Origin of the sequence: Streptomyces sp. NPDC007971, from assembly GCF_042958635.1 — a bacterium.
Classification (GTDB): Bacteria; Actinomycetota; Actinomycetes; order Streptomycetales; family Streptomycetaceae; genus Streptomyces.
In genome coordinates this window covers 153,524-178,679 of the sequence record NZ_JBIBJK010000005.1, presented here as the reverse complement: position 1 = coordinate 178,679, position 25,156 = coordinate 153,524, and the positions used below count along the sequence as shown (strand labels likewise).

Genomic DNA, 25,156 nt, shown 5'->3' with positions numbered 1-25,156 from the left:
CATGACGACACCTGTACTCGAAGCCCGTGACGTCACGATGCGCTTCGGCGGCCTGACCGCCGTCCGGTCGGTCGACTTCACGGTCAACAGCGGCGAGATCGTCGGTCTCATCGGCCCGAACGGCGCCGGCAAGACCACCTTCTTCAACTGCCTCACCGGCCTGTACATCCCCACCGAGGGCACGGTCGCCTACCGGGGCAAGGTGCTGCCGCCCAAACCGCACCTGGTGACGCAGGCGGGCATCGCCCGGACGTTCCAGAACATCCGGCTCTTCGCCAACATGACCGTCCTGGAGAACGTCCTCGTGGGCCGCCACACGCGGACCAAGGAGGGCCTGTGGTCCGCGCTGCTGCGCGGCCCCGGTTTCCGCAAGGCCGAGCGGGAGTCCGAGGCGAAGGCCATGGAACTCCTGGAGTTCGTCGGCCTCGCGGCCAAGCGCGACCACCTCGCGCGCAACCTGCCCTACGGCGAGCAGCGCAAGCTGGAGATCGCGCGGGCACTGGCGAGCGAGCCGGGCCTGCTGCTGCTCGACGAGCCGACGGCCGGCATGAACCCGCAGGAGACCCGGGCCACCGAGGAACTGGTCTTCGCCATCCGGGACCGGGGCATCGCCGTCCTCGTCATCGAGCACGACATGCGCTTCATCTTCAACCTGTGCGACCGCGTCGCCGTGCTCGTCCAGGGCGAGAAGCTCGTCGAGGGCACCTCCGACGTCGTCCAGGCCGACGAGCGCGTCGTCGCCGCCTATCTGGGTGAGCCCTTCGAGGGCGATCCCGGTGAGGCGGAGGCCGCCGAGGTCGAGGCCGCCGAGGCAGCCGCCGAATCCGCTTCGGCGTCCGCCGAGAGCACGGAGACCGCCGAACCCGTTTCGGCGTCCGCCGAGACCGCGGCCGACCCCGAAACGGGCACGGCGGCCGCCGACGGCGCGGCCGATGCCGAACCGTCCGGTGAGGAGAGCACCGAGGCGGACAGCACCACCGGCACCACCAAGGGAGAGGCCCAGTGACCGCACTGCTGGAGGTCGAGGACCTCAGGGTCGCCTACGGCAAGATCGAGGCCGTCAAGGGCATCTCGTTCAGCGTCGAGGCCGGCCAGGTCGTCACCCTCATCGGCACCAACGGCGCCGGCAAGACGACGACCCTGCGTACCCTGTCGGGGCTGCTCAAGCCCACGTCGGGAAAGATCACCTTCGAGGGGAAGCCGCTCACCGGTGTCCCGGCGCACAAGATCGTCGCGCTCGGACTCGCCCACTCCCCCGAGGGCCGGCACATCTTCCCGCGGCTGACCATCGCCGAGAACCTCCAGCTCGGCGCCTTCCTCCGCAAGGACAAGGAGGGCATCGAGAAGGACATCCAGCGCGCCTACGACCTCTTCCCCATCCTCGGGGAGCGCAGGAAGCAGGCCGCCGGCACCCTCTCGGGCGGTGAGCAGCAGATGCTGGCGATGGGCAGGGCGCTGATGTCCCGGCCCAAGCTGCTGATGCTGGACGAGCCGTCCATGGGTCTGTCGCCGATCATGATGCAGAAGATCATGGCGACGATCGCCGAGCTGAAGTCCCAGGGCACGACGATCCTGCTGGTCGAGCAGAACGCCCAGGCGGCGCTCTCGCTCGCCGACCAGGGCCATGTCATGGAGGTCGGCAGCATCGTCCTGTCGGGCAGCGGCCAGGACCTGCTGCACGACGAGTCGGTGCGCAAGGCGTACCTCGGCGAGGACTAGCGTTCCGTCGTCAGCGCCGGTGTGCAGCTGCGGGTCCGTTGTGGCTGGTCGCGCAGTTCCCCGCGCCCCTCATGGGGCGCGAAGAGGCCCGCGCCCCCTTCTCCGGGGCGCGGGCCTCTTCGTTCGACTGCGGGGACGTCAGGCCTTCTTGGCGGCCTTCTTCTCCTCGTTGTCCGCGATGACGGCCTCGGCGACCTGCTGCATCGACATGCGGCGGTCCATGGAGGTCTTCTGGATCCAGCGGAAGGCGGCGGGCTCGGTCAGCCCGTACCCGGTCTGCAGGATGGACTTGGCGCGGTCGACCAGCTTGCGGGTCTCCAGCCGCTGGGTGAGGTCGGCGACCTCCTGCTCCAGCTGCTTGAGCTCGGTGAACCGGGAGACGGCCATCTCGATGGCCGGTACGACGTCGCTCTTGCTGAACGGCTTCACCAGGTACGCCATGGCGCCGGCGTCACGGGCACGCTCGACGAGGTCGCGCTGCGAGAAGGCAGTGAGCATCAGGACCGGGGCGATGGACTCCTCGGCGATCTTCTCGGCCGCGGAGATGCCGTCCAGCCTGGGCATCTTCACATCGAGGATCACCAGGTCGGGCTTGTGCTCGCGGGCCAGCTCCACGGCCTGCTCCCCGTCCCCGGCCTCGCCGACGACGGTGTACCCCTCCTCCTCCAGCATCTCCTTCAGGTCGAGCCGGATCAGGGCCTCGTCCTCGGCGATGACGACACGAGTCGTCAGCGGAGGCACGTGCGACTTGTCGTCGTCGGGCGCGTCTACGGGCTGGGGCGACTCGGGGGTCACTTGGGGCTCCTCGTTCGGGGCAGGGGCGCTGCTTACAAGAGCCTACCTAGCTACGGTATGGTGGACGCGCGGAGGGTCGGGGGAAACCTTTGATTCTGCGAGCCCCGGTAGCCCAATTGGCAGCAGGCAACGGATTCAAAACCCGTACAGTGTCGGTTCGAGTCCGACTCGGGGCACTTTTCCTTGGATTCCAAGGTCAGCGTTTTGGATGGGCCCCTAGCCGTGAGGGGCCCTTTGTCGTTCTTGCGGACCGTGGCCCGAGGCGTCGGGACCGTCGGCCGGGGGGCTTTTGGATCATTGCCCGAGGGTTCCGGACCGTTGCCGGGGCGCGGGCACCGTCACCTCGGGCTGTCGTCCTCGCCGATGTGGTGCACGCGGACCATGTTGGTCGAGCCGGAGACACCGGGCGGGGAACCCGCCGTGATGACCACGACGTCACCCTTGCGGCAGCGGCCGTACTTCAGCAGCAGCTCGTCCACCTGGTCGACCATGGCGTCCGTGGAGTCGACGTGCGGGCCGAGGAAGGTCTCCGCACCCCACGTCAGGCTGAGCTGGGAACGGGTGGCCGGCTCCGGGGTGAAGGCCAGCAGCGGGATGGGCGAGCGGTAGCGGGACAGCCGCCGGGCGGTGTCTCCCGACTGGGTGAAGGCCACCAGGAACCTCGCGCCGAGGAAGTCGCCCATCTCGGCGGCGGCGCGGGCGACCGCTCCGCCCTGGGTGCGCGGCTTGTTCCGCTCGGTCAGCGGCGGGAGGCCCTTGGCGAGCAGGTCCTCCTCGGCCGCCTCGACGATCTTCGCCATGGTCCGCACGGTCTCGATCGGGTACTTGCCGACACTGGTCTCGCCGGAGAGCATCACCGCGTCCGTGCCGTCGATGACCGCGTTGGCCACGTCCGAGGCCTCGGCACGGGTCGGGCGCGAGTTGTCGATCATCGAGTCCAGCATCTGGGTGGCCACGATGACCGGCTTGGCGTTGCGCCGGGCGAGCTTGATCGCGCGCTTCTGCACGATCGGCACCTGCTCCAGCGGCATCTCCACACCGAGGTCGCCGCGCGCGACCATGATGCCGTCGAAGGAGGCGACGATGTCGTCGATCGCGTCGACGGCCTGCGGCTTCTCGACCTTGGCGATCACCGGGAGGCGGCGGCCCTCCTCGTCCATGATGCGGTGGACGTCCTCGGCGTCCTTGCCGCTGCGGACGAAGGAGAGGGCGATGACGTCGAAGCCGGTGTGCAGGGCCCAGCGCAGGTCGTCCTCGTCCTTGCCGGAGAGGGCAGGCACCGAGACGGCGACGCCCGGGAGGTTGAGGCCCTTGTGGTCGGAGATCACGCCGCCCTCGACCACCCGGGTGTGCACCCGGGGCCCGTCGACGGCCGTGACCTCCAGGCAGACCTTGCCGTCGTCCACGAGGACGCGCTCACCCGGAGTGACGTCGGCGGCGAGGCCGGCGTAGGTGGTGCCGCACCGGTTCCGGTCGCCCTCGACGCCCTCCTCGACGGTGATGGTGAAGGAGTCACCGCGTTCAAGGAGTACGGGTCCTTCACGGAAACGGCCGAGCCGGATCTTCGGACCTTGAAGGTCGGCGAGGATTCCGACGCTGCGGCCGGTCTCGTCGGCCGCCTTTCGTACCCGCTGGTAACGCTCCTCGTGCTCGGCGTGGGTGCCGTGGCTGAGATTGAAACGGGCGACGTCCATTCCGGCCTCGACCAGTGCCTTGATCTGGTCGTACGAGTCGGTGGCGGGGCCCAGAGTACAAACGATCTTTGCTCGGCGCATGATTCGAGCCTAGGCCTTACCGGTGGGTAGAGAATCCGGGCTACGTGACTACTCAACAACCTTTGAGTAAAGGGTTATTGACAAGTGTTGAATTGTGCGGTGGTCCGCTCCTATGAGCGATTCTTTTCGGGCGGTGCTTCTCGGCCGCGGAATTCACAGCCTCGGCGGGAGCATCGTGAAATGCGCGCTGACCTGAGCGGTCACTCGCTGGCGTGCGGGTTCCAGGTCGAGGGGTTCGACCGCCTCGGACTCGTCGGCCATGCTCATGCGCCGGACTCCCCGGCCGAAGGCCGCCACGCCGGCCCGCGGCGGCTCGGCGCCGGTGTCGGCCAGTTCGATCAGGGCGGCGATCGAGGTGCCCAGGGCCTCGGCGTACTCCCGGGCCCGCTGCACCGCGTCGGCGACCGCCCGTCGGCGGGCCTCGGCGTGCACCGGTGAGCCGGGGCGCAGGGACCACCAGGGTCCGTCCACCCGGGTCAGCTCCAAGTCGGCCAGCCGGGTGGTCAGTTCGCCGAGGACGGTGAAGTCGGCGAACTCGGCACCGAGGTGGACCCGGCCCTGATGGCTGCGCACCCGCTCGGCCCGGCCGCGCTCGGTCAGTTCCGGGGTGATGGAGAAGGCGCCGGTGGACAGCTCCTCCACCGCCTCCCCGTAGGACTTCACGAGGTCGAGAACGGCGGCGTTGCGGCGGGTGAGGTCGTCCAGCGTGGAGCGCCGGTCACGGCCGCGGGCGCTCACGGTGACACCGATGCGGGCGACCTCGGGGTCGACCTCCAGGTCGGCCTCGCCGCGGACCACGAGGAGGGGGGCGTCGGGGGTGCCGTACGGGGCGACGGCCTCAGAGGTCATACGCCCCACTGTGTCATGCGCGTCCCGGCTCCACCGCGTCATGCGCGTCGCAGGTTCCGCTCCGTCGTGCACGTCCCAGGTTCCGCTGCATCACACACGTCCCTCCGGCGACGGCGGCTCGGCGATGCGGCGACGCGGCGGTCGGGGGAATCACGGTGTCGTCGGGGCGGGGCGGGCGGCAGGGCAAGGGCGGGGCCGGCCATGGCGTTGTCATGGCCTGCCCCGCCACCGCCGTCGGCGGTCTCCCCTCGGCTCTGTCCGCTCGTCACCTTCCCTCGACGAGCGGCGTCAGCTGTCTCGCGTGCCTGGTCTGCGGCACCCGGTGACCCGGTTCCTGGAGTCCGAACGTCGTGAAGGCCGTTCGGCCCGGCAGCGGATAGGGCTCCTTGCCCGTGAGGGAGTTGAGGATGGTGGCACTGCGCCAGGCGGCGAGGCCGAGATCGGGGGCGCCGACGCCGTGGGTGTGCAGCTCGGCGTTCTGGACGTAGACCGATCCGGTGACCGAGGGGTCCAGGACCAGCCGGAACTCCTCGTCGATGCGCGGGCGTTCGCTGCCGTCGCGGCGCATGTAGGGGTCGAGTCCGGCCAGGATGCGGTCGAGGGGGCGCTGGCAGTAGCCGGTGGCGAGGACGACGGCGTCGGTGGTGAGCCGGGAGCGGCTGTCCTGCTGGAGGTGTTCCAGGTGGAGTTCGACCTTGGTGGTGGCGACGCGCCCGGCGGTACGGACGCGGACGCCCGGGGTGAGGACGACGTCGGGCCAGCCGCCGTGCAGGGTGCGCCGGTACAGCTCGTCGTGGATGGCGGCGAGGGTGCCCGCGTCGATGCCCTTGTGCAGCTGCCCCTGGGCGGCGACGAGCCGGTCGCGGACGGGTTCGGCGAGGGCGTGGAAGTAGCGGGTGTAGTCGGGGGTGAAGTGCTCCAGGCCGAGCTTGGAGTACTCCATCGGGGCGAACGCCTCGGTACGGCCGATCCAGTGCAGTTTCTCCCGGCCCGCGGGGCGGTGGCGCAGCAGGTCGAGGAAGACCTCGGCGCCGGACTGACCGGAGCCGACGACGGTGACGTGGTCGGCGGCGAGGACGGCGGCGCGGTGGTCGAGGTAGTCGGCGGCGTGGACGACCGGGACGCCGGACGCCTCCACCAGGGGCTTGAGGGGGTCGGGCACATAGGGGGCGGTGCCGACGCCGAGCACGACGTTGCGGGTGTAGGTGCGGCCCATGGACTCGGTCTCGCCCTCGGCGCCGGAATGGGTGAAGTCGACCTCGAACACGTCGCGTTCGGAGTTCCAGCGGACGGCGTCGACCTGATGGCCGAAGCGCAGGCCGGGCAGTTGCCGGGAGACCCAGCGGCAGTAGGCGTCGTACTCGGCGCGATGGATGTGGAAGCGCTCGGCGAAGTAGAAGGGGAAGAGCCGCTCCCGGGTCCGCAGGTAGTTGAGGAAGCTCCAGGGGCTGGTGGGGTCGGCGAGGGTCACCAGATCGGCGAGGAAGGGCACCTGGATGGTGGCGCCCTCGATGAGCAGGCCGGGGTGCCAGTCGAAGCCGGGACGCCGCTCGTAGAAGACGGCGTCGAGTTCGGCGAGCGGGTGGGCGAGGGCGGCCAGGGAGAGGTTGCACGGTCCGATGCCGATGCCGACCAGGTCACGGGGGGATTCCGGCTCATGGGGTGGGGGGGTGGTCATCTGGGGGTCGTTCCTTCGGGGGTCGATTCTTCGGAGGGGGGTTGTCCGGGGGCCGACTGCTCGGGATCCGGCTCCTCGGGGGCCTGTTTCTCGGGGGCCGGCTGCTCGGAGGCACGTTTCCTGGAGGCCGGCTGCTCGGAGGCACGTTTCCCGGGGGCCGGCTGCTCGGACCCCGGTTGCCCGGGATCCGGGTCCCCGGGAGTCGGCTCTTCGGGACCCGGGTCCTCGGGGGTCGGCTCTTCGCGAATCGCTTCTTCTACGAGTGCGAGGAGCTGGGCCAGTTCGTCCGGCCGGGTGTGCGGGTTGAGGAGGGTGGCCTTGAACCAGAGCCGGCCGTCGAGGCGGGCCCGCCCGAGGACGGCCCGGCCCTCGTGCAGCAGCCTGCGGCGTACGGCGGCCACGGTGGCGTCGTCGGCCTCGACGGGCCTGAAGAGGACCGTGCTGATGACGGGCCGGTCGTACAGCTCGAAGCCGGGGTGGTCCCGGACGAGTGCGGCGAAGGCACGGGCGCGGGCGCAGACCTCGTCGACCAGGGCGCCGAGGCCGCTGCGGCCCAGCGTCTTCAGGGTGACGGCGATCTTGAGGATGTCCGGGCGGCGGGTGGTGCGCAGGGAGCGGCCGAGCAGGTCGGGCAGCCCCGCTTCGGTGTCGTCGTCGGCGTTGAGGTAGTCGGCGCGCTGGTGGAGGACGGCGAGTTCGCGGGGCCGGGCGACGGCGAGCAGGCCGGCCGCGACCGGCTGCCAGCCGAGCTTGTGCAGGTCGAGGGTGACGGTGTGGGCGGTTTCGAGCCCCGCGAGCTTCTCGCGGTGGCGGTCGCTGAAGGCGAGGCCGCCACCGTAGGCGGCGTCGATGTGCAGACGGGCACCGTGGGCCGTGCACAGGCCGGCGATCTCCGGGATCGGGTCGATGAGACCGGCGTCGGTGGTGCCGGCTGTGGCGGCGACCAGCAGCGGGCCGGGGAGCATGGTGAGCGCGTCGTGCAGGGCGGCGGGGTCGAGGAGGCCGTTCGGGGTGGGGACGACGACCGGGTCGGGCAGCCCGAGCAGCCAGGCGGCGCGCGGCAGCGAGTGGTGGGCGCCCGCCCCGCAGATCAGCTGGACACTGCCGCCGTGAGCCTCCCGGGCGAGCAGCAGGGCGAGCTGGTTGGACTCGGTGCCGCCGGTGGTGACCAGGGCGTCGGCGAGGCCGATCTCGTGCGCGAGGGCGCGGGTGACCTCGGCCTCCAGCGCGGAGGCGGCCGGGGCCTGGTCCCAGGAGTCCAGGGAGGGGTTGAGGGCGCTCACGGCGAGGTCGGCGGCTACGGCGACGGCGAGCGGCGGGCAGTGCAGGTGGGCCGCGCACAGCGGGTCGGCGGGGTCGGCGGCGCCCTCGGCCAGGGCCTGCACGAGGGCGCGCAGGGCATCGGGGTCGCCGTCGTCCGCAAGCACCTGCCCCAGGACGTCGGCGACGTGTGCGGCCACGCGCCGGGGCCCTCCGGCGGGCAGCGGGCCGCCGCGGGCCCACCGGCCGGCCGCGAGGGCGTCGAGGACGGTCTCCAGGAGCGGACGCAGGGCCTCGGGGCCGTCGGGTCCTGAGGCGAGGGGCGGCGTACTCATGAGCTCTCCTCCGGGGCGCGGGGCAGGGTCGACATCCGTGCGGTTGCCGGCTGGTACGGCGGCATCGGCACGGGTGTTCGACTACGGGGACGGGAGCGTGCGTACGAGGGGTCGTGTACGGGGCTTCTGTACGGGGACTTCCAGGTTGTACGGGAAGAGGGCCGCGCGTCCGGAAAGCCCAACGACCGGAACCCGAAAGTGGGTACTGCCGTACGGGGAAAACGCGTTGGAGCGGTGGTCGCCCGCGACTAACGTCGACGGGATGGTTGACGCGTGGATGATCGACGTGCCCGGTGAACGGGTGATGGTGCGTGAGCCCTCTCCCGCGGACGAGGCGCCGCTGCTGGCGCTGTTCGAGGAGTGCGAGGACTGGTTCGTGGCGGCGACGGGGCTGCCGTCGGGGCCGGGTGACGTGCAGAGCCTGTTCTACTCGCTGCCTCGGGGCGCGAGCCCCGAGGACAAGGTGCTCCTGGTGCTGGAGCGGGACGGCGTGGTCGCGGGTCTGGTGGACGCCGTACGGGACCACCCCGAGCCCGGTGCGGTGGCGGTGGGCCTGTTCCTGCTCGCGCCCTGGGCGCGGGGCCGGGGCCTGGGCCGCGCGCTGGCGGAGGGCCTGCTGGCCCGGGCCGGCGAGGTGTCCCTGGTCACGGCGACGGTGCCGGCCGGCTGGCACTCCGGTGCGCGTTTCCTGGAGCGGCTCGGTTTCGCCCTCGACGCGGCCGCACCGGCGTCCACGGAGGTGGCCAACCGGCGGGCGGCACCGGGGGAAGCGGGCGTACGGAGGGCCGAGTTGCGCCCCGGCCACCAGGACCGCGGGCCCGCTTCCTCGTAGGACCGCGGGCCGGCTCTCACACCCGGACCGCCATCGCCGCGAACGTGCTCACGCCAGGGGCACCACGTCGGCGAACGTGCTCACGCCAGCGGCACCACGTCGGCGAACGTGCTCACGCCAGGGGCACCACGTCCGCGAACGTGCTCACGCCAGGGCCACCACGTCCGCGGGCCCCTTCGTGTCCCGGCCGTCAGGGCTGTGGGCGGAAGTCGTCGGCGTGGTCGTGGGCCCACCGGGCGAAGGTGCGGGCGGGGGTGCCGGTGAGCTGCTCGACCGTGCCGGTGATCTCCGGCGGCACGCCCACGCTTGCTTCGAAGGTCTGCAGCAGCCGGTCGAGCATGGGCGTGGGCACGTGCGGGAACAGCTCGGACGCCGCCTCCCGCGGCGGCACCTCGGCGTAGGTCAGCTCCCGGCCGACGGCCCGTCCGATCGCCGCGACCTGGTCGGCGTTGGTGGTCGCCCCGGGTCCGGTCAGCCGGTGCACGGCACCCTCGTGGCCGTCGTCGAGCAGGGCGCGCTCGGCGACGGCGGCGATGTCGTCCTCGTGGATGGGCGCGCTGAGCGCGTCCGCGAAGACACCGCGGACGGCGCTGTCCCCGGCGCGGATCTGCGGCGCCCACTGGAGGGCGTTCGTGGCGAACGCGTTCGGCCGCAGAAACGTCCAGGCGAGCCCGCTGTCGCGGACCTGCCGCTCGGCCTCGGCGTGCATGACGTGGAGGGGGTGGGTCTCGTCGGCGCCCTCCTGGATGATCCCGCTGGAGAGCAGCACCACATGCCGCACCCCGTGCTCGCGGGCCGTCTTGAGCAGGGCGGCCGTGCCTGCCTGGGCGTAGAGGAAGAGCTTCGTCGCTCCGGCGAACAGGGCGGCGGGCTCGTCCGGATCGAACCGCACCACCTCGGCCTGCTCGGGCAGGGTGACCCGGCAGGGGTCGCGGGCCAGCGCCCGCACGGGCGCTCCGGCGGCGAGGAGACGGCCGGCAAGGGCACGGCCGATGTTGCCGGTCGCACCGGTCACTACGATCACGGGTCTGCCTCCTGCGGATCGGGCTGATCGTCCTTCTTCGGCCCACCGAGCCTAGGAAGGACGACCGGCCCGCCGCATCGTCGGCAAGGACGAGTCCCGGTCTAGGTCACCGGTCCTACTCCCCGCGCACCCGCAACGCCCGTGCCAGGTCGTCCAGTTCGTCGACCAGCTTGCGGCGCAGGGCGACGACCGGACCGGCCTCGCGCAGACAGGCCTCACCGAGAGCGAGGTGCTCGGCGTCGACGGCGAACCGCGGGAAGGCCCAGCGGCCGGCGGCGACGGCGATCGCCGGGCCGCGGCGGGCGGCGAGCGCGACCACGTCCTCGTAGTAGCGCGGCACGTACTCGCGGACCAGATCGGCCTGTTCGGGCTGCCAGAAGCCCCGCGCGGTCGACGTGAACAGGTAGTTGGACAGGTTGTCGCCGGTGAACATCGCCTCCCAGGCGGCGCGCTTGGCCTCGGGGTCGGGCAGGGCGGCCCGGCAGCCGGCCGCGCCCTCCTGGCCGGTGGCGGACGGGTCGCGGTCCAGCTCGGCGGCGATGGCGGCCTCGTCGGTGGCGCCGAGCACGGCGAGCCGGCCGAGGATGCGCCAGCGCAGCTCGGGGTCCAGCTCGGGCCCGCCGGGCACCGTGCCGTCGGCGAGCCAGGCGGCGATGGTGTCGGGGTGGGCGGCGACGTCGACGAAGTGCCGTACGGCGACCAGGCGCAGGCCGGGGTTGTCGCCGTCCTCGGTGCGGCGCAGCAGGTCGCGGCAGAGGGCGGTGAGGGTGGCGAGGGCGGCCGGGCGGTCCTGGGGGCGCAGGTAGCGGTCGGCGACGTGGGCGGAGGCGAAGGCGAGGACGCCCTCGACGAGGGCCAGGTCGGTCTCCAGCGGGAGGTGGGCGCGGGCCGCCTCCAGGTAGGCGGCGGGCGCAAGTTCGCCGTCCCGGACGGCGTCCCTGAGGGCGTTCCACACGACCGCGCGGGTGAGCGGGTCGGGCAGTCGCGACAGGCCGGTGCGGACCGACTCGAAGGACTCGCCGTCGAAGCGGATCTTGGCGTAGGTCAGGTCGCCGTCGTTGAGCAGGAGCAGTGCGGGGCGCTTGCCGATCGGCTGCGGTTCGGTCTGCGGGACGTCGAGCCCGATCCGTTCGCGCAGGACGAGACTGCCCTGGTCGGCGAGGTCGCGGTCGTACAGGCCGACGCTGACGCGGTGCGGGCGGCTGCCGGCGCGGTCGACGGTCAGGCTGCAGCCGCCGTCGGCGGACTCCAGCACCGGGCTGAGCGTGTCCACGCCGGTGGTGCTCAGCCAGGCGCCGGCCCAGGCGTGCACGTCGCGGTCGGTGGCGGCGGCGAGGGAGTCGATGAAGTCGGCGAGGGTCGCGTTGGCGAACTTGTGCCGCTGGAAGTGGATGTTGATGCCGGCGAGGAAGTCCTTCTCGCCGAGCCAGGCCACCAGCTGGCGCAGTGCGGAGGCGCCCTTGGCGTAGGAGATGCCGTCGAAGTTGAGCAGGGCGGCTGCGGTGTCGTCGACGGCCTCGGGGGCGACCGGGTGGGTGGAGGGGCGCTGGTCGGCGTCGTAGCCCCAGGCCTTGCGGGTGACGCCGAACTCGACCCACGGCTCGCTGAAGCGGGTCGCCTCAAGGGTGGTCTGGTAGCCCATGTACTCGGCGAAGGACTCGTTCAGCCAGATGTCGTCCCACCACTTGAGGGTGACGAGGTCGCCGAACCACATGTGCGCCATCTCGTGGGCGATGACCATGGCGCGGGTCTGGCGCTCGGTGTCGGTGACGGCCGACCGGTAGACGAACTCGTCCCGGAAGGTGACCAGGCCCGGGTTCTCCATGGCACCGGCGTTGAACTCGGGCACGAACGCCTGGTCGTAGGAGTCGAAGGGGTAGGGCTCCTCGAACTTCTCGTGGTACCGGTCGAAGCACGCGCGCGTGACCTCGAAGATCTCCTCGGTGTCGGCGTCGAGGTGGGGGGCGAGGGAGCGGCGGCAGTGGATGCCGAAGGGCAGGCCGCGGTGCTCGGTGCGCACCGAGTGCCAGGGGCCGGCAGCGACGGCGACGAGGTAGGTGGAGATCAGCGGGGTCGGGGCAGCCTTCCAGCGGCCCTCGCCGAGCTGCTCGGTGATGCCGTTCGCGAGGACGGTCCAGTCCTGCGGCGCGGTGACCGCCAGCTCGAAGACGGCCTTCAGGTCGGGCTGGTCGAAGGCGGCGAAGACCCGCTGGACGTCGTCCAGGAACAGCTGGGTGTAGACGTACGTCTCGCCGTCGGTGGGGTCGGTGAAGCGGTGCATGCCCTCACCGGTGCGGGAGTAGCGCATGACCGCGTCGATGTGCAGCTCGTGCTCGCCCGCGGTGAGGTCCTTCAGCGGCAGCCGGTCGTCGTGGAAGGAGTCCGGGTCGAGCGGCTGTCCGTCGAGCGTGGCGGCGCGCAGCTCGGCGGGCTTCAGCTCCACGAAGGTGTCCCCGTCGGACCGAGCGCTGAACCTGATCACGGTACGGGAGCCGAAGGTCTCGTCCCCCGTGGTGAGGTCGAGCTCGATCGTGTAGCGGTGGACGTCGAGGAGCTGTGCTCGGAGCTGCGCTTCGTCGCGCGTGATGACGGACATGCACGCCATGCTGCCTGATGGCACCGACAGCGCACAGGGGTGGACCGGTACACGGCATATGTCCGTTCCCGTCTCCGTGACACGCCCGGCGGCGGCTCCCCGGCCCGCCCGCCGCCGACACTCCCCTGCCCTGCCCCTGCCTACCGGTTGCTCGCCTGCCGCCTGCCTGCCGCCTGTCTGCCCCTTGCCTCGCCCTCTCGCCCACCCACCGCTTGCTCGCCTGCTGCCCGCTCGCCGCGGATCAGCCTGCCGCCGATCGGACCGCCACTGCCGAAGGGACCGTCTCTGCGGATCAGCCTGCCGAGGCGGGCTGCCCGTTCGCGGCGTCCTCGGCGATGGACTCGTGGTGCCGGATCACCTCGGCGATGATGAAGGTCAGGAACTTCTCGGCGAAGGCCGGATCGAGCTTGGCGTTCTCGGCGAGGCTGCGCAGCCGCTCGATCTGCCGGGCCTCGCGGGCCTGGTCGGCGGGCGGCAGCTGGTGCAGCGCCTTGAGCCGGCCGACCTGCTGGGTGCACTTGAACCGTTCGGCGAGCATGTGGACGACGGCCGCGTCGATGTTGTCGATGCTCTCGCGCAGCCGCTCCAGCTCCTGGCGGACCTCGGGGTCGACGTCACCGTTACCGGTGTTGCTGGTGGTCATGTGCGACAACCTTAAGGGGAGCGGAGCGCCCCTTCACCGGCCGATCACCATGCGGTCAGCTCGGGAGCGTCACCGGCTGATCACCATGCAGTCGGTCCTGGAGCATCGCCGGCCGATCACCATGCGGCCGGCCCTGGAACGTCACCGGCCGATCACCATGCGGCCGGCCCTGGAACATCGCCGGCCGATCGCCGCGGTCAGCCCCGGAGCATCGGAGGGTCGTCCGGATCCGGGATGCGGTCGCTCCAGCCGCCGGGGACGCTGCGCCCCTGCTGGGCGCGGAAGCGGACCGGGGCGATGCCCACCCTGCGGGTGAACAGGCGGGAGAAGTACGCGGGGTCGTCGTAGCCGACACGCCGGGCGACGGCCGCGACGGGCAGTTCGGTGGCGGCGAGGAGTTCCTTGGCGCGGCCGAGGCGGATGCCGAGGAGGTAGTCCTTGGGGCTGCATCCGGCGGCGCGGCGCACGGCGCTGCGCAGCTCGGCGGGGGTCATCCCGTGCCGTGCGGCGTGGTCGGAGACGCTCATGGGCCGGCAGGCGTCCCGGGCGAGGGCCTGGAGCACCTGGTCCCCGTCGGGGGCCAGGTCGGCGCGGGCGCGGCGCAGGGCGACGAGCAGCTCGTGCACGGCGGCGCCGGTCTCCACCTCCAGCAGCGGGTTGCCGCGGCGGGCGGCACGGGCGATCCGGGCGACGACCGCCCGCGGTCCGGTCGCGTCCGAGAGCGGGACGACGGGCCGCTCGGGCTCGATGTAGCCGAGTTCGGTGTAGGTCGCGGCTGCGGGCCCGGCGAAGTCGACGAAGCCCTCGTCCCAGCCCGTGTCCGGGTCGGGCCCGTAGTGGTGCGGCACGCCGGGGGTGAGCCACAGCAGCGCGGGCGCGGTGACGGGCGTACGGCGGCCGTCGGCGCCCTGGTACCAGCCGCCGCCCGTGCTGATCACGACGGCCACGTGGTGGTCGAGGGTGCGGGGGCCGACCGTGGGCAGCGCGCCGTACTGGAGTCCGACGCCGAGGCAGACCAGGCCGAGGCGGTGGTGGGCCGGGCCGGGGCTGAAGAACCGCATCCAGGTGTGGTACATCGGCGCTCCTCCCGGGGCCGGCGGCGGCGGACATTTGTCCAAGCAGCGCCGATCTTCGTCCATGGTGCGCGGACTGCGCCAGGGCCGAGGCTTGGCCGCATGAGCGAGTTCACGGTGGGGGAATCGGGCTTCCTGCTGGACGGACGCCCGGTACGGCTGCTGTCCGGCGCGCTGCACTACTTCCGGGTGCACGAGGGGCACTGGCGGCACCGGCTGGCGATGCTGCGGGCCATGGGCCTCAACTGCGTGGAGACGTACGTCCCGTGGAACCTGCACCAGCCGGGCCCGGGCCGGTTCCGGGACGTGCAGGCGGTCGGGCGGTTCCTGGACGCCGTCCGCGCGGCCGGCCTGTGGGCGATCGTGCGGCCGGGACCGTACATCTGCGCCGAATGGGAGAACGGCGGGTTGCCCCACTGGGTGACGGGCGAGGTGGGTACGCGCGCGCGTACCCGCGACGAGCGCTTTCTGTTCCACGTACGGAACTGGTTCCACCACCTGCTGCACGAGATCGTGCCCCGGCAGATCGACCGCGGCGGCCCGGTGCTCATGGTGCAGGTCGAGAACGAGTACGGCAGCTACGGCTCGGACGCGGACTACCTGGAGCAGCTGGCCGGGCTGTTGCGGGTCAAGGGGGTCTCGGTCCCGCTGTGCACCTCGGACGGCCCCGAGGACCACATGCTCACCGGCGGCTCACTGCCCGGGGTGCTCGCCACGGTGAACTTCGGCTCACACGCGCGCGCGGCCTTCGAGACCCTGCGCCGGCACCGCCCCGAGGGCCCGCTGATGTGCATGGAGTTCTGGTGCGGCTGGTTCGACCACTGGGGCGGTTCCCACACCGTACGGGATCCGCAGGAGGCGGCCGAGACCCTGCGGGAGATCCTGGAGTGCGGGGCCTCGGTGAACGTGTACATGGCCCACGGCGGCACGAGCTTCGCCGGCTGGGCGGGCGCCAACCGGGGCGGCGGCGAGCTGCACGAGGGCCCGCTGGAGCCGGACGTGACCTCCTACGACTACGACGCCCCCGTCGACGAGTACGGGCGCCCCACGGAGAAGTTCTGGCGCTTCCGTGCGGTACTGGCCGGGCACCACCCCGGCCCGCTGCCCGAACCACCGCCGCCACCTGCCCGGTTGGGCTCTGTTACGGATGTGGTGCTCACCGGATGGGCTCCTGCGGGCGACGTCATGGAGGCGCTCGGCGGGACGGAGACCGACACGCCCGTCGCGCCGACGTTCGAGGAACTGGGCGTCGGCCGGGGCCTGGTGCGCTACGAGGTCGGCGTGCCCGGGCCGCGGCAGCCGTACCCGCTGACGGTCCGGGGACTCAGGGATCTCGCGGTGGTGTACGTCGACGGGGAGCGGGCCGGGGTGCTCACCGAGGACGAGCCCCGGCTGAAGGAACCCGTCGCGGGTCCCGCGCGCGTGGAGCTGTGGGTGGAGTCCCTGGGGAGGGTCACCTACGGCCCGCGCTGCGGTGAGGCGAAGGGCATCACCGGGGGCGTCCTGCACGAGCGGCAGTATCTGCACGGGGTACGCGCGCGTGGGCTGGATCTGGAGGCCTTCGCCGACGGCGTGGAGGCGGTGCCGTTCGGTGCGCCGCCCGGGGCCGGCGCACCGGGGCTGTACCGGGGCACCGTCACGGTCCGCGGCGCCGGTGACGCACGGCTCGAACTGCCGGACTGGACGCGGGGCTTCGCCTGGGTGAACGGTTTCGGCCTGGGCCGCTACTGGTCCGTCGGACCCCAGCGGTCCCTGTACGTCCCCGGTCCGGTACTGCGGGAGGGCGAGAACGAGGTGTGGGTGCTGGAGCTCCAGGAGGCGGCGCCGGGCGGGGTCGGGGGCGAGTCCGCGCCGCGCCTGCGGCCGGTGTGAGGGGACAGGGCTGCGGCCGGTGCGAGGGAATGCGAGGGAACAGGTCCGCGGCCGGTGTGGGAGGACAGGTCGGGGGCCGGTGCGAGAGGACAGGTCGGGGCCGGTGTGCGAGGGGGCAGGTCCAAGCCGGTGCGAGGGGCGTGCGGAGTCCGGGCACGGTGCGCACGACACGGCTGGAACTCGCGCCCGCGCCGGGGAGCCGGACGACTGAAAACCACTCGCCCCGCCTAGAGTGGAAGGGAGTTCCGAGCGTCTTTGGGGGTCGGACGTGGCGAACGGCGGACCGGTCGAACACGGGTACCCGCATCTGGAGACGGTGCGGGCCGCCATCACCGCGCTGTACAGAAGGCTGTCGTACGACACCGTCCAGACCTTCTCGACCAGTGTGGTCCCCGCCGACGTGGCCTTCTGCGACACGGACGACCTGCATCTGGGGGCCCAGCGGGTGGCCCGGGAGATCGTGCGGCACTTCCGGCTGCCGGATGCCCGGCTGGTCGTCGGCTTCCGGGAGATGACCCATGCGGCCAACGTCGAACTGGCGGCGGGCCCCGAGTACTTCGTGGAGCTGAACGACCGCTTCCGCACCCACCGCAGGGACATCGGCGCGGCCCTCGCCCACGAGGTCATGCACGTCTATCTCCATCGCCTGGACCTCTCCTTCCCCACCACGGCGGAGAACGAGATCCTGACGGACACGGCGACGACCTACCTGGGGGCGGGCTGGCTGCTGCTGGACGCCTACCGCGAGGACCGGGCCTCCTCCCAGAAGCTGGGCTATCTGACGCCGGAGGAGTTCGGTTACGTCCTCGCCAAACGGGCCCTGCTCTTCCACGAGGATCCCTCCGTGTGGTTCACCAGCCCGCAGGCGTACACGGCCTACGCCGCGGGCATGGCCCGGGCCCGGCGGGACGAGCAGCAGCCGCCGCTGACCGCGGCCGGCTGGGCGGGGCGCCGCCGTTACGCCCACGACCGCCGCCGTGCGCCCGCGGTGCAGCCCGCCGGGGCCTACACCTTCACCGCCGATCCCGGCCCCGGCGGCCGCCTGCGGGTGTCCTTCCCGTGCCCCACCTGCCACCAGCGGATAAGGGTGCCGGTACGGGGCCGGGTCCGCGCCCGGTGCGGCCTGTGCCGCACCGTACTGGAGTGCGACACGTAGCCCCCGGGTGCGGCACCTGACCCCTGGGGTGCGACACGTAGCCCCCGGAGTGCGGCACCTGACCCCTGGAGTGCGACACGTAGCCCCCGGAGTGCGGCACCTGACCCCTGGAGTGCGACACCTGCCCCCGGAGTGGGCACCTGACCCCGCGCACCGGCGAAGCCGAGCAGACAGGCGGGGACCAGCCATTGCAGATCGCTCGGTGAGGCTTACAGATCGTGGCCGACGGAGGGGACCGCCACGTTGACGATCGTGCCGTCCTCCCCTGCTCCGGATCTATTGCGTTCGGACTGGCGAAAGATTTGCAGCGGGGCGGCTGCGACCACAAGCCCTTAGTTCGACCGAACGAAATATTTGTTAGCGTGGCTTCATGACCGAGGCGGACGGCACACGCGCCGAGACACTGCGGCAGCTCATGGACGCCGGGCGGAACCACCGTGCCATGACGGTCATGTTCCACTCGGCGATCGCCGCCAAGCAGGGGCTGAACGCCACGGAGGAGAAGACCCTCGACCACCTCCAGCGCCGCGGCCCGCTCACCGCCAAGGACCTGGCTGAGCTGACCGGGCTCGCCCCCGCCTCGGTCACCGGACTGCTGGACCGCCTGGAGGGCAAGGGTTTTGTGCACAGGGTCAAGCACCCGACGGACAAGCGCCGGGTGCTCGTCGAGCTGAACCAGAAGAAGATCGCCGAACTGTCCGTGTTCTTCGAGGACTGGGCGCGGGACGTCGTCGAGGCCTGCGAGGAGTTCAGCACGGCCGAGCTGGACACGGTGATCCGCTTCCTGTCCGTCATGAGCGAGCGCCAGCGCGCGGCCGCCACCCGCCTGACCGGCTGACCTGCCCGTCCGACCAGCTGAACCTGCCCGTCCGACCAGCTGAATCCACCCGTCCGACCGGGCTGAACCCGCCTGCCTGGCCGGGCTGTACCCGCCTGCCTGGCCGGTTGAACTCCGCCATGCCCCGAGCCACCGAGCCCCGAGCCCGGCCGGCCGGCCGCCGGACATCGAACTGCCATCAGGCCTGGCGGAGTGCGGTCGAGCCGGCACCGCCGGACAGGGGCCGGCCCAGACCTGGGCCCCTAGGCCCCGTACACCGCCCCCGGCGTCTCCGCCGCGGCCAGCAGTTTCAGCGCGGCGTCCCCCGCCCCGGCCGGTGTCCAGCGCGCGCCGCGATCGGTGGTGGGACCCGGGCGCCAGCCCTCCATGACGGTGATCCGGCCGCCCTCCGCCTCGAAGACCCGGCCGGTGACCCCCTCGCTCGCGGCGGAGCCGAGCCAGACGACGAGCGGGGAGACGTTCTCGGGGGCCATGGCGTCGAAGCCGGCGGCCGGGGCCGCCATGGTTTCGGCGAAGGTGCGTTCGGTCATGCGGGTACGGGCGGCCGGGGCGACGGCATTGACCTGGACGCCGTAGCGGGCCAGTTCGGCCGACGCGACAAGGGTCAGCCCGACGATCCCGGCCTTTGCGGCGCTGTAGTTCCCCTGGCCGACCGACCCGAGCAGGCCCGCCCCGCTGCTGGTGTTGACGATCCGGGCCTGCGGGGTGCGCCCGGCCTTGGCCTCGGCCCGCCAGTGCGCGGCGGCGTGCCTGAGGGGCAGGAAGTGGCCCTTGAGGTGGACCCGGAGCACGGCGTCCCAGTCGTTCTCGTCGAGGTTGACGAGCATGCGGTCGCGCAGGAAGCCGGCGTTGTTGACGAGGGTGTCGAGCCGGCCGTACGTCTCGACGGCGGTCCGCACGAGCGAGGCGGCCCCCTCGGTGGTCGCGATGTCGCCGCCGTGCGCCACGGCCTCCCCGCCCGCGTCCCGGATCCGGGCGACGACGGCCTGCGCCGGGCTGCCCGGCCCCGGCACCCCGTCCAGTCCGACGCCCAGGTCGTTGACGACGACCCGGGCGCCCTCGGCGGCGAAGGCGAGGGCGTGGGCGCGGCCCAGTCCCCGTCCGGCACCGGTGACGACGACCACTCGTCCTGCACAGATTCCGCTCATCCCGGGCCTCCTTGGCGGTGTTCTTCCCTGTTGGCGGTTGCGGCGCCCAGGAACGCGGGCCGCTCTCCGCCCCCGTGCACGAGCAGGCTCGCCCCGCTGATGTAGCTGGCCGCGTCGGAGGCGAGGAAGGCGGCGGCCGCGCCGACGTCCGCGGGGGTGGCCAGCCGTCCGAGCGGGACGGTGCGGGCGACGGCGGCGAGGCCGTCCGCGCCGCCGTAGTGCACGGCGGACAGCTCGGTGCGGACCATGCCGACGACCAGCGTGTTGACGCGGACCTCCGGGGCCCACTCCACGGCCATGGAGGCGGCCAGGTTCTCCAGGCCCGCCTTGGCCGCTCCGTAGGCGGCCGAGCCGGGCGAGGGACGGCCGCCGCTCACGCTGCCGACCATGACGACCGAGCCCCGGGCGCGCCGCAGGTGCTCGTAGGCGGCCAGGGAGGCGGTCAGCGGGGTGAGAAGGTTCAGCTCGATGACCCGGGCGTGCCGCTCGGCGTCCGCGTCGGCCAGCCGCCGGTACGGGGTGCCGCCGGCGTTGTTGACGAGCACGTCGAGGCGGGGCAGCGCCTCGAAGAACGTACGGACCGCGGGTGCGTCGCGCAGGTCGAGGGGGGCGAACTCCACGCCGTCCAGGGGCTGTTCCGGGGGGCGGCGGGCGCAGGCCAGCACATGGGCGCCCAATGCGGCGAAGGCCCGTGCGATGCCCGCCCCGACTCCCCGGGTGCCGCCGGTGACGACGACGGTTCTGCCGCGCAGCACGTCGTCCACAGGCCCGTCCGCGGAGCGTGCGGAGTTTTCCACAGGCCCTCCCGCTCGTCTTCGGCGACTGCTAGCTTCGAAGCCTCACACCTAACAAATGTTTGGTGGAAAGGCGTTGAGTGCGAAGGTAGCTGATGCGTCCATGGGTGTCTCCATGTCGGTCCCGGAAAAAGGGATTTCCGTAGTCACCGTCGACTTCCCGCCGGTGAACGCACTGCCGGTCCAGGGCTGGTTCGAGCTGGCCCGGGCCGTGCGCGCGGCGGGCCGCGACCCCGACGTGCGGTGCGTGGTGCTGGCCGCCGAGGGGCGCGGGTTCAACGCGGGAGTGGACATCAAGGAGATACAGGCGCACGGGCAGGAGGCCCTGATCGGTGCCAACCAGGGCTGCGCGGAGGCCTTCTCGGCGGTCTACGAGTGCGAGACACCCGTGATAGCGGCGGTCCAGGGGTTCTGCCTGGGCGGCGGGATAGGCCTGGTGGGCAGCGCGGACGCGATCGTGGCGAGCGAGGACGCCACCTTCGGGCTGCCGGAGCTGGACCGGGGCGCACTGGGCGCCGCCACCCATCTGGCCCGGCTGGTCCCGCAGCACCTGATGCGCACGCTGTACTACACGTCGCGCACGGCGAGTGCCGCCGAGCTCCACGCACACGGCTCGGTGTGGCGAGTGGTGCCGCACGCGCAGCTGCGGACGGCAGCGCTGGAGCTGGCCCGTGAGATCGCCGTCAAGGACGGGCGGCTGCTGCGCATGGCCAAGGCGGCCATCAACGGGATCGATCCCGTCGACGTGCGCCGCAGCTACCGCTTCGAACAGGGCTTCACCTTCGAGGCCAACCTCAGCGGACTGGCCGACCGGGTCCGCGACACGTTCGGGAAGGAGGGTGCGTAGATGGGCGACAAGACGATGACGGCCGAGGAGGCGGTCTCCCGGCTCTCCAGCGGCATGACCCTGGGCATCGGCGGCTGGGGTTCACGGCGCAAGCCGATGGCTCTGGTCAGGGCCCTGCTGCGAGCCGGGATCGGGGACCTGACGGTCATCTCCTACGGCGGTCCGGACATCGGCATGCTGGCCGCGGCCGGCCGGATCCGCAAGCTGGTCACCGCCTTCGTCACCCTCGACTCGGTCCCGCTCGAACCGCACTACCGGGCGGCGCGCGAGCGCGGGGACTTCGAGCTGACGGAGGTGGACGAGGGGATGTTCATGTGGGGGCTGCACGCGGCCGCCAGCCGGCTGCCGTTCCTGCCGGTGCGGGCGGGCGTCGGTTCGGACGTCATGCGGGTGAACCCGGCGCTGAGGACCGTCACTTCGCCCTACGAGGACGGGGAGACGTTCGTGGCGATGCCCGCCCTGCGGATGGACGCCGCCCTGGTGCACGTCAACCGCGCCGACCGGCTGGGCAACGGGCAGTACCTGGGCCCCGACCCCTACTTCGACGACCTGTTCTGCGAGGCGGCGGACGCGGCCTACGTCTCCTGCGAACGGATCGTCGACACGGCCGAGCTGACGAAGGAGGCGGCCCCGCAGTCGCTGCTCCTGAAGCGGCTCGCGGTGACCGGCGTGGTCGAGGCGCCGAACGGTGCGCACTTCACCTCCTGCACACCGGACTACGGCCGGGACGAGGCGTTCCAGCGGCAGTACACCTCCACGCCCTGGGCGGAGTTCGCCGAGCGGTTCCTGTCCGGGGACGAGGAGGCCTACCGGCAGTCGGTGCAGGCCTGGCGGAAGGATCGAGAGCAATGAGCGACTCCCGTCCCACCCATGACCCCCTTCCCTCGACCACCGGTGCCCCTCTCCCCCCGACCACCCGCGCACCCCTTCCCCCGACCACCCGCGCACCCCTTCCCCCGCCCACCCGCGCACCCCTTCCCCCGCCCACCCGCGCCGAGTACTGCGTGATCGCCTGCGCCGACGCCTGGCGCGGCGCCGGGGAGATCCTGGCGAGCCCGATGGGTCTGATCCCCTCGCTGGGCGCGCGGCTGGCCCGGCTCACCTTCGCGCCGGACCTGCTCCTGACCGACGGCGAGGCGCTGCTCGTCCGCCCGGACGGCACCCCCGAGGGCTGGCTCCCCTACCGGCAGCATCTGGCCCTGGTGGCGGGCGGGCGGCGGCACGTGATGATGGGCGCGAGCCAGATCGACCGCCACGGCAACCAGAACATCTCCTGCATCGGCGACTGGGCACGACCCCGGCGGCAGCTGCTCGGGGTGCGCGGAGCGCCGCTCAACACGCTCAACAATCCGACCAGTTACTGGATCCCGAAGCACTCCCGGCGGGTGTTCGTGGAGCAGGTCGACATGGTGTGCGGAGTGGGATACGACCGGGCGGCCCGGCTGGGGAACACGGCCCGTTTCCACCGTATCCCCCGGGTCGTCTCCGACCTCGGTGTCTTCGACTTCGCCACGCCCGACCGCTCGATGCGGCTGGCCTCGCTGCATCCGGGGGTGGGGGTGGAGCAGGTGCGGGAGGCGACGGGCTTCGCGCTCGCCGAGCCGGACGAGGTGCCGTGCACCCGGGAGCCCACCGCACAGGAACTGCGGCTGATCCGTGAGGAGCTGGATCCGGACGGGGCCCGCACGCGTGAGTTGCCCGAGGGGGCGGGCCGGTGATGGAGACCGCGCTGACCCGGCTGGCCGGGGTCCGCCATCCGGTCGTGCAGAGCGGGATGGGCTGGGTGGCCGGCCCGCGGCTGGTCTCGGCGGCGGCGAACGCGGGAGCCCTCGGCATCCTGGCCTCCGCGACGATGTCCCCCGACCGGCTGCGGGATGCGATACGGGAAGTCCGGTCGCGCACGGACGCGCCGTTCGGAGTGAATCTGCGGGCCGACGCGGCCGACGCGCCCGACCGTGTGCAGATCATGCTGGACGAGGGCGTCCGGGTGGCCTCCTTCGCGCTGGCCCCTTCCGCCGAGCTGATCGCCCGGCTCAAGGAGGCCGGTGTGGTGGTCATCCCGTCCGTCGGGGCCCGCCGTCACGCCGAGAAGGTGGCCGCGTGGGGTGCGGACGCGGTGATCGTGCAAGGGGGCGAGGGCGGCGGGCACACCGGCGAGGTGGCGACGTCCGTGCTGCTGCCGCAGGTGGTGGACGCCGTGCGGATACCGGTCGTGGCGGCGGGCGGCTTCTTCGACGGGCGGGGCCTGGTCGCGGCGCTGGCGTACGGGGCGGCCGGGGTGGCGATGGGCACACGGTTCCTGCTCACCTCGGACTCGACGGTTCCCGCTGCGGTGAAGGCGCGGTATCTGGCGGCGACGGTCCGGGACGTCACGGTCACCCGGGCGGTGGACGGTCTGCCCCACCGGATGCTGCGCACGGAACTGGTTGACGCCCTGGAGCGGTCCGGGCGGCTACCGGCCCTGGTCCACGCGGTGCGGCGGGCGGCGGGTTTCCGGCGGCTGTCCGGGCTCACCTGGCGGCAGATGGTCCGCGACGGGCTGACCCTGCGCCACGGCAAGGAGTTGTCCTGGAGTCAGGTGCTGCTGGCGGCGAACACGCCGATGCTGCTGAAGTCGGCGATGGTCGACGGCCGTACGGACCTGGGGGTGATGGCCTCCGGGCAGGTCGCCGGAGTGATCGACGACCTGCCGTCGTGCGCGGAGCTGGTGGAGCGGATCGTGAAGGAGGCGGAGGAGGTGCTGACGGGACTGGACGGATTCAGAGCCGCTCGATGATCGTCACGTTCGCCTGGCCGCCGCCCTCGCACATGGTCTGGAGGCCGAACCGGCCACCGGTGCGCTCCAGTTCGTGCAGCAGGGTCGTCATCAGCCGGACGCCGGTCGCGCCGAGCGGATGGCCGAGGGCGATCGCGCCGCCGTTGACGTTGACCTTCTCCGGGTCCGCTCCGGTCTCCTTCAGCCAGGCCAGGACGACCGGGGCGAAGGCCTCGTTGATCTCCACGAGGTCGATGGCGTCGATGGTCAGACCGGTCTTCTTCAGGGCGTGCGCGGTGGCCGGGATGGGCGCGGAGAGCATGCGGATGGGGTCCTCGCCGCGCACGGAGAGATGGTGGACGCGGGCGCGCGGGCGCAGCCCGTGTTCGGTCACCGCCCGCTCGGAGGCCAGCAGCAGGGCCGCGGCGCCGTCGGAGACCTGGGAGGAGCAGGCCGCGGTGATGGTGCCGCCGTCGAGGACGGGCTTGAGGGCGGCCATCCTCTCCCGTGAGGTGTCCCTGCGCGGGCCCTCGTCGACGGTGGCCTCGCCGTAGGGGACGGTCTCGCGTTCGAAGCGGCCCGTGTCGATGGCCCACACCGCCCTGCGGTGCGAGCGCAGGGCGAACTCCTCCTGGTCCTCACGGCTGATGCCCCACTTGGCGGCGATCATCTCGGCGCCGGTGAACTGGTTGACGGGCTGGTCGCCGTAGCGGGCGCGCCAGCCGGTGCTGCCGAGGAAGGGGCCGTCGGTCAGGCCGAGGGGTTCGGCGGCCTGCCGGGAGGCGAACGCGATGGGGATCTGGGACATGTTCTGCACCCCGCCCGCGACCACCAGGTCCTGGGTGCCGGAGAGCACGGCCTGTGCGGCGAAGTGCACGGCCTGCTGGGAGGAGCCGCACTGCCGGTCGACGGTGACGCCCGGCACCTCCTCGGGCAGCCCCGCGGCCAGCCAGCAGGTGCGGGCGATGTCCCCGGCCTGGGGCCCGACCGCGTCCAGGCAGCCGAGGACGACGTCCTCCACGGCGGCCGGGTCGACACCGGCGCGCTCCATCAGCGCCTTGAGCACGTGCGCGCCGAGGTCGGCCGGGTGGACCCGGGCGAGTCCTCCCCCGCGCCGCCCGACGGGCGTACGGACCGCTTCGACGATGTAGGCCTCGGCCATGGCGA

General features: G+C 72.3%; 22 protein-coding genes and 1 tRNA gene. 11 read left to right on the top strand and 12 right to left on the bottom strand.

Features of this window, described 5'->3' with window-relative positions; translation table 11 throughout:
- Position 1 precedes the first annotated feature (1 nt).
- Both ACFZCP_RS12135 and ACFZCP_RS12130 read left to right on the top strand, forming a co-directional pair.
- Positions 2-1,006 (top strand): ATP-binding cassette domain-containing protein, encoded by a 1,005-nt coding sequence (locus tag ACFZCP_RS12135; RefSeq protein ID WP_391426467.1) that lies wholly within the window; start codon positions 2-4, stop codon positions 1,004-1,006.
- A complete protein-coding gene (locus ACFZCP_RS12130) occupies positions 1,003-1,719 on the top strand; it encodes an ABC transporter ATP-binding protein (protein WP_362680152.1) in 717 nt (238 codons plus the stop codon). The genes ACFZCP_RS12135 and ACFZCP_RS12130 overlap by 4 nt, the downstream gene beginning before the upstream one ends.
- Before the next feature lie 138 nt (positions 1,720-1,857).
- On the opposite strand, the gene ACFZCP_RS12125 is transcribed toward ACFZCP_RS12130, so the two are convergent.
- The gene (locus ACFZCP_RS12125) at positions 1,858-2,514 is read right to left on the bottom strand and encodes a response regulator (RefSeq protein WP_391426464.1); all 657 of its coding nucleotides are present in this window, start codon (positions 2,512-2,514) and stop codon (positions 1,858-1,860) included.
- Positions 2,515-2,615: 101 nt separating this feature from the next.
- Between ACFZCP_RS12125 and ACFZCP_RS12120 the strand changes: the two genes are divergently transcribed.
- Positions 2,616-2,690 (top strand) — tRNA-Leu (locus ACFZCP_RS12120).
- 162 nt (positions 2,691-2,852) lie between these two features.
- Here ACFZCP_RS12120 and pyk read toward each other — a convergent pair.
- From pyk to ACFZCP_RS12100, 4 genes are all read right to left on the bottom strand, one after another.
- A complete protein-coding gene (gene pyk, locus ACFZCP_RS12115) occupies positions 2,853-4,289 on the bottom strand; it encodes a pyruvate kinase (protein WP_391426462.1) in 1,437 nt (478 codons plus the stop codon).
- Between the two features lie 153 nt (positions 4,290-4,442).
- Positions 4,443-5,138, bottom strand: coding sequence for an SIMPL domain-containing protein (locus ACFZCP_RS12110; RefSeq protein WP_391426460.1), 696 nt, complete (start codon positions 5,136-5,138; stop codon positions 4,443-4,445).
- A gap of 265 nt (positions 5,139-5,403) precedes the next feature.
- Positions 5,404-6,816 (bottom strand): SidA/IucD/PvdA family monooxygenase, encoded by a 1,413-nt coding sequence (locus ACFZCP_RS12105; RefSeq protein WP_391426458.1) that lies wholly within the window; start codon positions 6,814-6,816, stop codon positions 5,404-5,406.
- On the bottom strand, positions 6,813-8,411 hold the full coding sequence (locus tag ACFZCP_RS12100) for an aminotransferase class V-fold PLP-dependent enzyme (RefSeq protein ID WP_391426456.1): 1,599 nt from the start codon (positions 8,409-8,411) through the stop codon (positions 6,813-6,815). Before ACFZCP_RS12100 ends, ACFZCP_RS12105 begins: the two co-directional genes overlap by 4 nt.
- A 262-nt stretch (positions 8,412-8,673) precedes the next feature.
- Here ACFZCP_RS12100 and ACFZCP_RS12095 point away from each other — a divergent pair, with 262 nt between their 5' ends.
- Positions 8,674-9,243, top strand: a complete 570-nt coding sequence (locus tag ACFZCP_RS12095) for a GNAT family N-acetyltransferase (protein ID WP_391426453.1) — start codon at positions 8,674-8,676, stop codon at positions 9,241-9,243.
- Between the two features lie 190 nt (positions 9,244-9,433).
- Here the strand turns inward: ACFZCP_RS12095 and ACFZCP_RS12090 are convergent, their stop codons facing one another.
- The 4 genes from ACFZCP_RS12090 to ACFZCP_RS12075 all read right to left on the bottom strand — a co-directional run bounded on the left by ACFZCP_RS12090 (position 9,434) and on the right by ACFZCP_RS12075 (position 14,582).
- Positions 9,434-10,267, bottom strand: coding sequence for an NAD(P)H-binding protein (locus ACFZCP_RS12090; protein WP_391426451.1), 834 nt, complete (start codon positions 10,265-10,267; stop codon positions 9,434-9,436).
- 115 nt (positions 10,268-10,382) lie between these two features.
- A complete protein-coding gene (gene pepN / locus ACFZCP_RS12085) occupies positions 10,383-12,863 on the bottom strand; it encodes an aminopeptidase N (RefSeq protein ID WP_391426449.1) in 2,481 nt (826 codons plus the stop codon).
- A gap of 292 nt (positions 12,864-13,155) precedes the next feature.
- Positions 13,156-13,506 (bottom strand): chorismate mutase, encoded by a 351-nt coding sequence (locus tag ACFZCP_RS12080; RefSeq protein ID WP_362680125.1) that lies wholly within the window; start codon positions 13,504-13,506, stop codon positions 13,156-13,158.
- 197 nt (positions 13,507-13,703) lie between these two features.
- Positions 13,704-14,582, bottom strand: coding sequence for a helix-turn-helix domain-containing protein (locus tag ACFZCP_RS12075; RefSeq protein WP_391426447.1), 879 nt, complete (start codon positions 14,580-14,582; stop codon positions 13,704-13,706).
- A 99-nt stretch (positions 14,583-14,681) separates the two neighbouring features.
- Here ACFZCP_RS12075 and ACFZCP_RS12070 point away from each other — a divergent pair, with 99 nt between their 5' ends.
- The 3 genes from ACFZCP_RS12070 (at position 14,682) to ACFZCP_RS12060 (ending at position 18,445) form a co-directional block, all read left to right on the top strand.
- Positions 14,682-16,451, top strand: a complete 1,770-nt coding sequence (locus tag ACFZCP_RS12070) for a beta-galactosidase (RefSeq protein ID WP_391426445.1) — start codon at positions 14,682-14,684, stop codon at positions 16,449-16,451.
- A 268-nt stretch (positions 16,452-16,719) separates the two neighbouring features.
- The gene (locus ACFZCP_RS12065; RefSeq protein ID WP_391426443.1) at positions 16,720-17,607 is read left to right on the top strand and encodes a hypothetical protein; all 888 of its coding nucleotides are present in this window, start codon (positions 16,720-16,722) and stop codon (positions 17,605-17,607) included.
- A 370-nt stretch (positions 17,608-17,977) separates the two neighbouring features.
- A complete protein-coding gene (locus ACFZCP_RS12060; protein WP_391426441.1) occupies positions 17,978-18,445 on the top strand; it encodes a MarR family transcriptional regulator in 468 nt (155 codons plus the stop codon).
- 242 nt (positions 18,446-18,687) lie between these two features.
- Here ACFZCP_RS12060 and ACFZCP_RS12055 read toward each other — a convergent pair whose 3' ends face one another.
- On the bottom strand, positions 18,688-19,593 hold the full coding sequence (locus ACFZCP_RS12055; RefSeq protein WP_391426439.1) for an SDR family oxidoreductase: 906 nt from the start codon (positions 19,591-19,593) through the stop codon (positions 18,688-18,690).
- On the bottom strand, positions 19,590-20,390 hold the full coding sequence (locus ACFZCP_RS12050; protein ID WP_391426437.1) for an SDR family oxidoreductase: 801 nt from the start codon (positions 20,388-20,390) through the stop codon (positions 19,590-19,592). Before ACFZCP_RS12050 ends, ACFZCP_RS12055 begins: the two co-directional genes overlap by 4 nt.
- Before the next feature lie 100 nt (positions 20,391-20,490).
- On the opposite strand from ACFZCP_RS12050, the gene ACFZCP_RS12045 reads away from it, so the two are divergent.
- Genes ACFZCP_RS12045 through ACFZCP_RS12030 form a run of 4 tightly spaced genes read left to right on the top strand, consistent with a single transcriptional unit; the run spans position 20,491 to position 24,010 of the window.
- Positions 20,491-21,234: an enoyl-CoA hydratase family protein gene (locus ACFZCP_RS12045; RefSeq protein WP_391426895.1), complete on the top strand. Its 744-nt coding sequence runs from the start codon at positions 20,491-20,493 to the stop codon at positions 21,232-21,234.
- Positions 21,235-22,086, top strand: coding sequence for a CoA-transferase (locus ACFZCP_RS12040; RefSeq protein ID WP_391426435.1), 852 nt, complete (start codon positions 21,235-21,237; stop codon positions 22,084-22,086). It begins immediately after the preceding gene.
- Positions 22,083-22,952 carry a CoA-transferase gene (locus ACFZCP_RS12035; RefSeq protein ID WP_391426433.1) on the top strand — a complete coding sequence of 290 codons (870 nt, stop codon included), beginning with the start codon at positions 22,083-22,085 and terminating at the stop codon, positions 22,950-22,952. Before ACFZCP_RS12040 ends, ACFZCP_RS12035 begins: the two co-directional genes overlap by 4 nt.
- On the top strand, positions 22,952-24,010 hold the full coding sequence (locus ACFZCP_RS12030; protein ID WP_391426432.1) for a nitronate monooxygenase: 1,059 nt from the start codon (positions 22,952-22,954) through the stop codon (positions 24,008-24,010). Before ACFZCP_RS12035 ends, ACFZCP_RS12030 begins: the two co-directional genes overlap by 1 nt.
- On the opposite strand, the gene ACFZCP_RS12025 is transcribed toward ACFZCP_RS12030, so the two are convergent.
- Positions 23,994-25,151, bottom strand: coding sequence for an acetyl-CoA C-acetyltransferase (locus ACFZCP_RS12025; protein WP_391426429.1), 1,158 nt, complete (start codon positions 25,149-25,151; stop codon positions 23,994-23,996). The two genes, ACFZCP_RS12030 and ACFZCP_RS12025, sit on opposite strands and share 17 nt — an antisense overlap.
- Positions 25,152-25,156: the final 5 nt, after the last annotated feature.

What these genes read in the sequence shown, in the direction of transcription:
- ACFZCP_RS12135 (WP_391426467.1), top strand. Translation starts at nt 2, where the DNA reads ATGACGACACCTGTACTCGAAGCCCGTGACGTCACGATGCGCTTCGGC.
- pyk (WP_391426462.1), bottom strand. Translation starts at nt 4,289, where the DNA reads ATGCGCCGAGCAAAGATCGTTTGTACTCTGGGCCCCGCCACCGACTCG.
- ACFZCP_RS12110 (WP_391426460.1), bottom strand. Translation starts at nt 5,138, where the DNA reads ATGACCTCTGAGGCCGTCGCCCCGTACGGCACCCCCGACGCCCCCCTC.
- ACFZCP_RS12105 (WP_391426458.1), bottom strand. Translation starts at nt 6,816, where the DNA reads ATGACCACCCCCCCACCCCATGAGCCGGAATCCCCCCGTGACCTGGTC.
- ACFZCP_RS12100 (WP_391426456.1), bottom strand. Translation starts at nt 8,411, where the DNA reads ATGAGTACGCCGCCCCTCGCCTCAGGACCCGACGGCCCCGAGGCCCTG.
- ACFZCP_RS12095 (WP_391426453.1), top strand. Translation starts at nt 8,674, where the DNA reads ATGGTTGACGCGTGGATGATCGACGTGCCCGGTGAACGGGTGATGGTG.
- pepN (WP_391426449.1), bottom strand. Translation starts at nt 12,863, where the DNA reads ATGTCCGTCATCACGCGCGACGAAGCGCAGCTCCGAGCACAGCTCCTC.
- ACFZCP_RS12080 (WP_362680125.1), bottom strand. Translation starts at nt 13,506, where the DNA reads ATGACCACCAGCAACACCGGTAACGGTGACGTCGACCCCGAGGTCCGC.
- ACFZCP_RS12075 (WP_391426447.1), bottom strand. Translation starts at nt 14,582, where the DNA reads ATGTACCACACCTGGATGCGGTTCTTCAGCCCCGGCCCGGCCCACCAC.
- ACFZCP_RS12070 (WP_391426445.1), top strand. Translation starts at nt 14,682, where the DNA reads ATGAGCGAGTTCACGGTGGGGGAATCGGGCTTCCTGCTGGACGGACGC.
- ACFZCP_RS12060 (WP_391426441.1), top strand. Translation starts at nt 17,978, where the DNA reads ATGACCGAGGCGGACGGCACACGCGCCGAGACACTGCGGCAGCTCATG.
- ACFZCP_RS12055 (WP_391426439.1), bottom strand. Translation starts at nt 19,593, where the DNA reads ATGAGCGGAATCTGTGCAGGACGAGTGGTCGTCGTCACCGGTGCCGGA.
- ACFZCP_RS12045 (WP_391426895.1), top strand. Translation starts at nt 20,491, where the DNA reads ATGGGTGTCTCCATGTCGGTCCCGGAAAAAGGGATTTCCGTAGTCACC.
- ACFZCP_RS12040 (WP_391426435.1), top strand. Translation starts at nt 21,235, where the DNA reads ATGGGCGACAAGACGATGACGGCCGAGGAGGCGGTCTCCCGGCTCTCC.
- ACFZCP_RS12035 (WP_391426433.1), top strand. Translation starts at nt 22,083, where the DNA reads ATGAGCGACTCCCGTCCCACCCATGACCCCCTTCCCTCGACCACCGGT.
- ACFZCP_RS12030 (WP_391426432.1), top strand. Translation starts at nt 22,952, where the DNA reads ATGGAGACCGCGCTGACCCGGCTGGCCGGGGTCCGCCATCCGGTCGTG.
- ACFZCP_RS12025 (WP_391426429.1), bottom strand. Translation starts at nt 25,151, where the DNA reads ATGGCCGAGGCCTACATCGTCGAAGCGGTCCGTACGCCCGTCGGGCGG.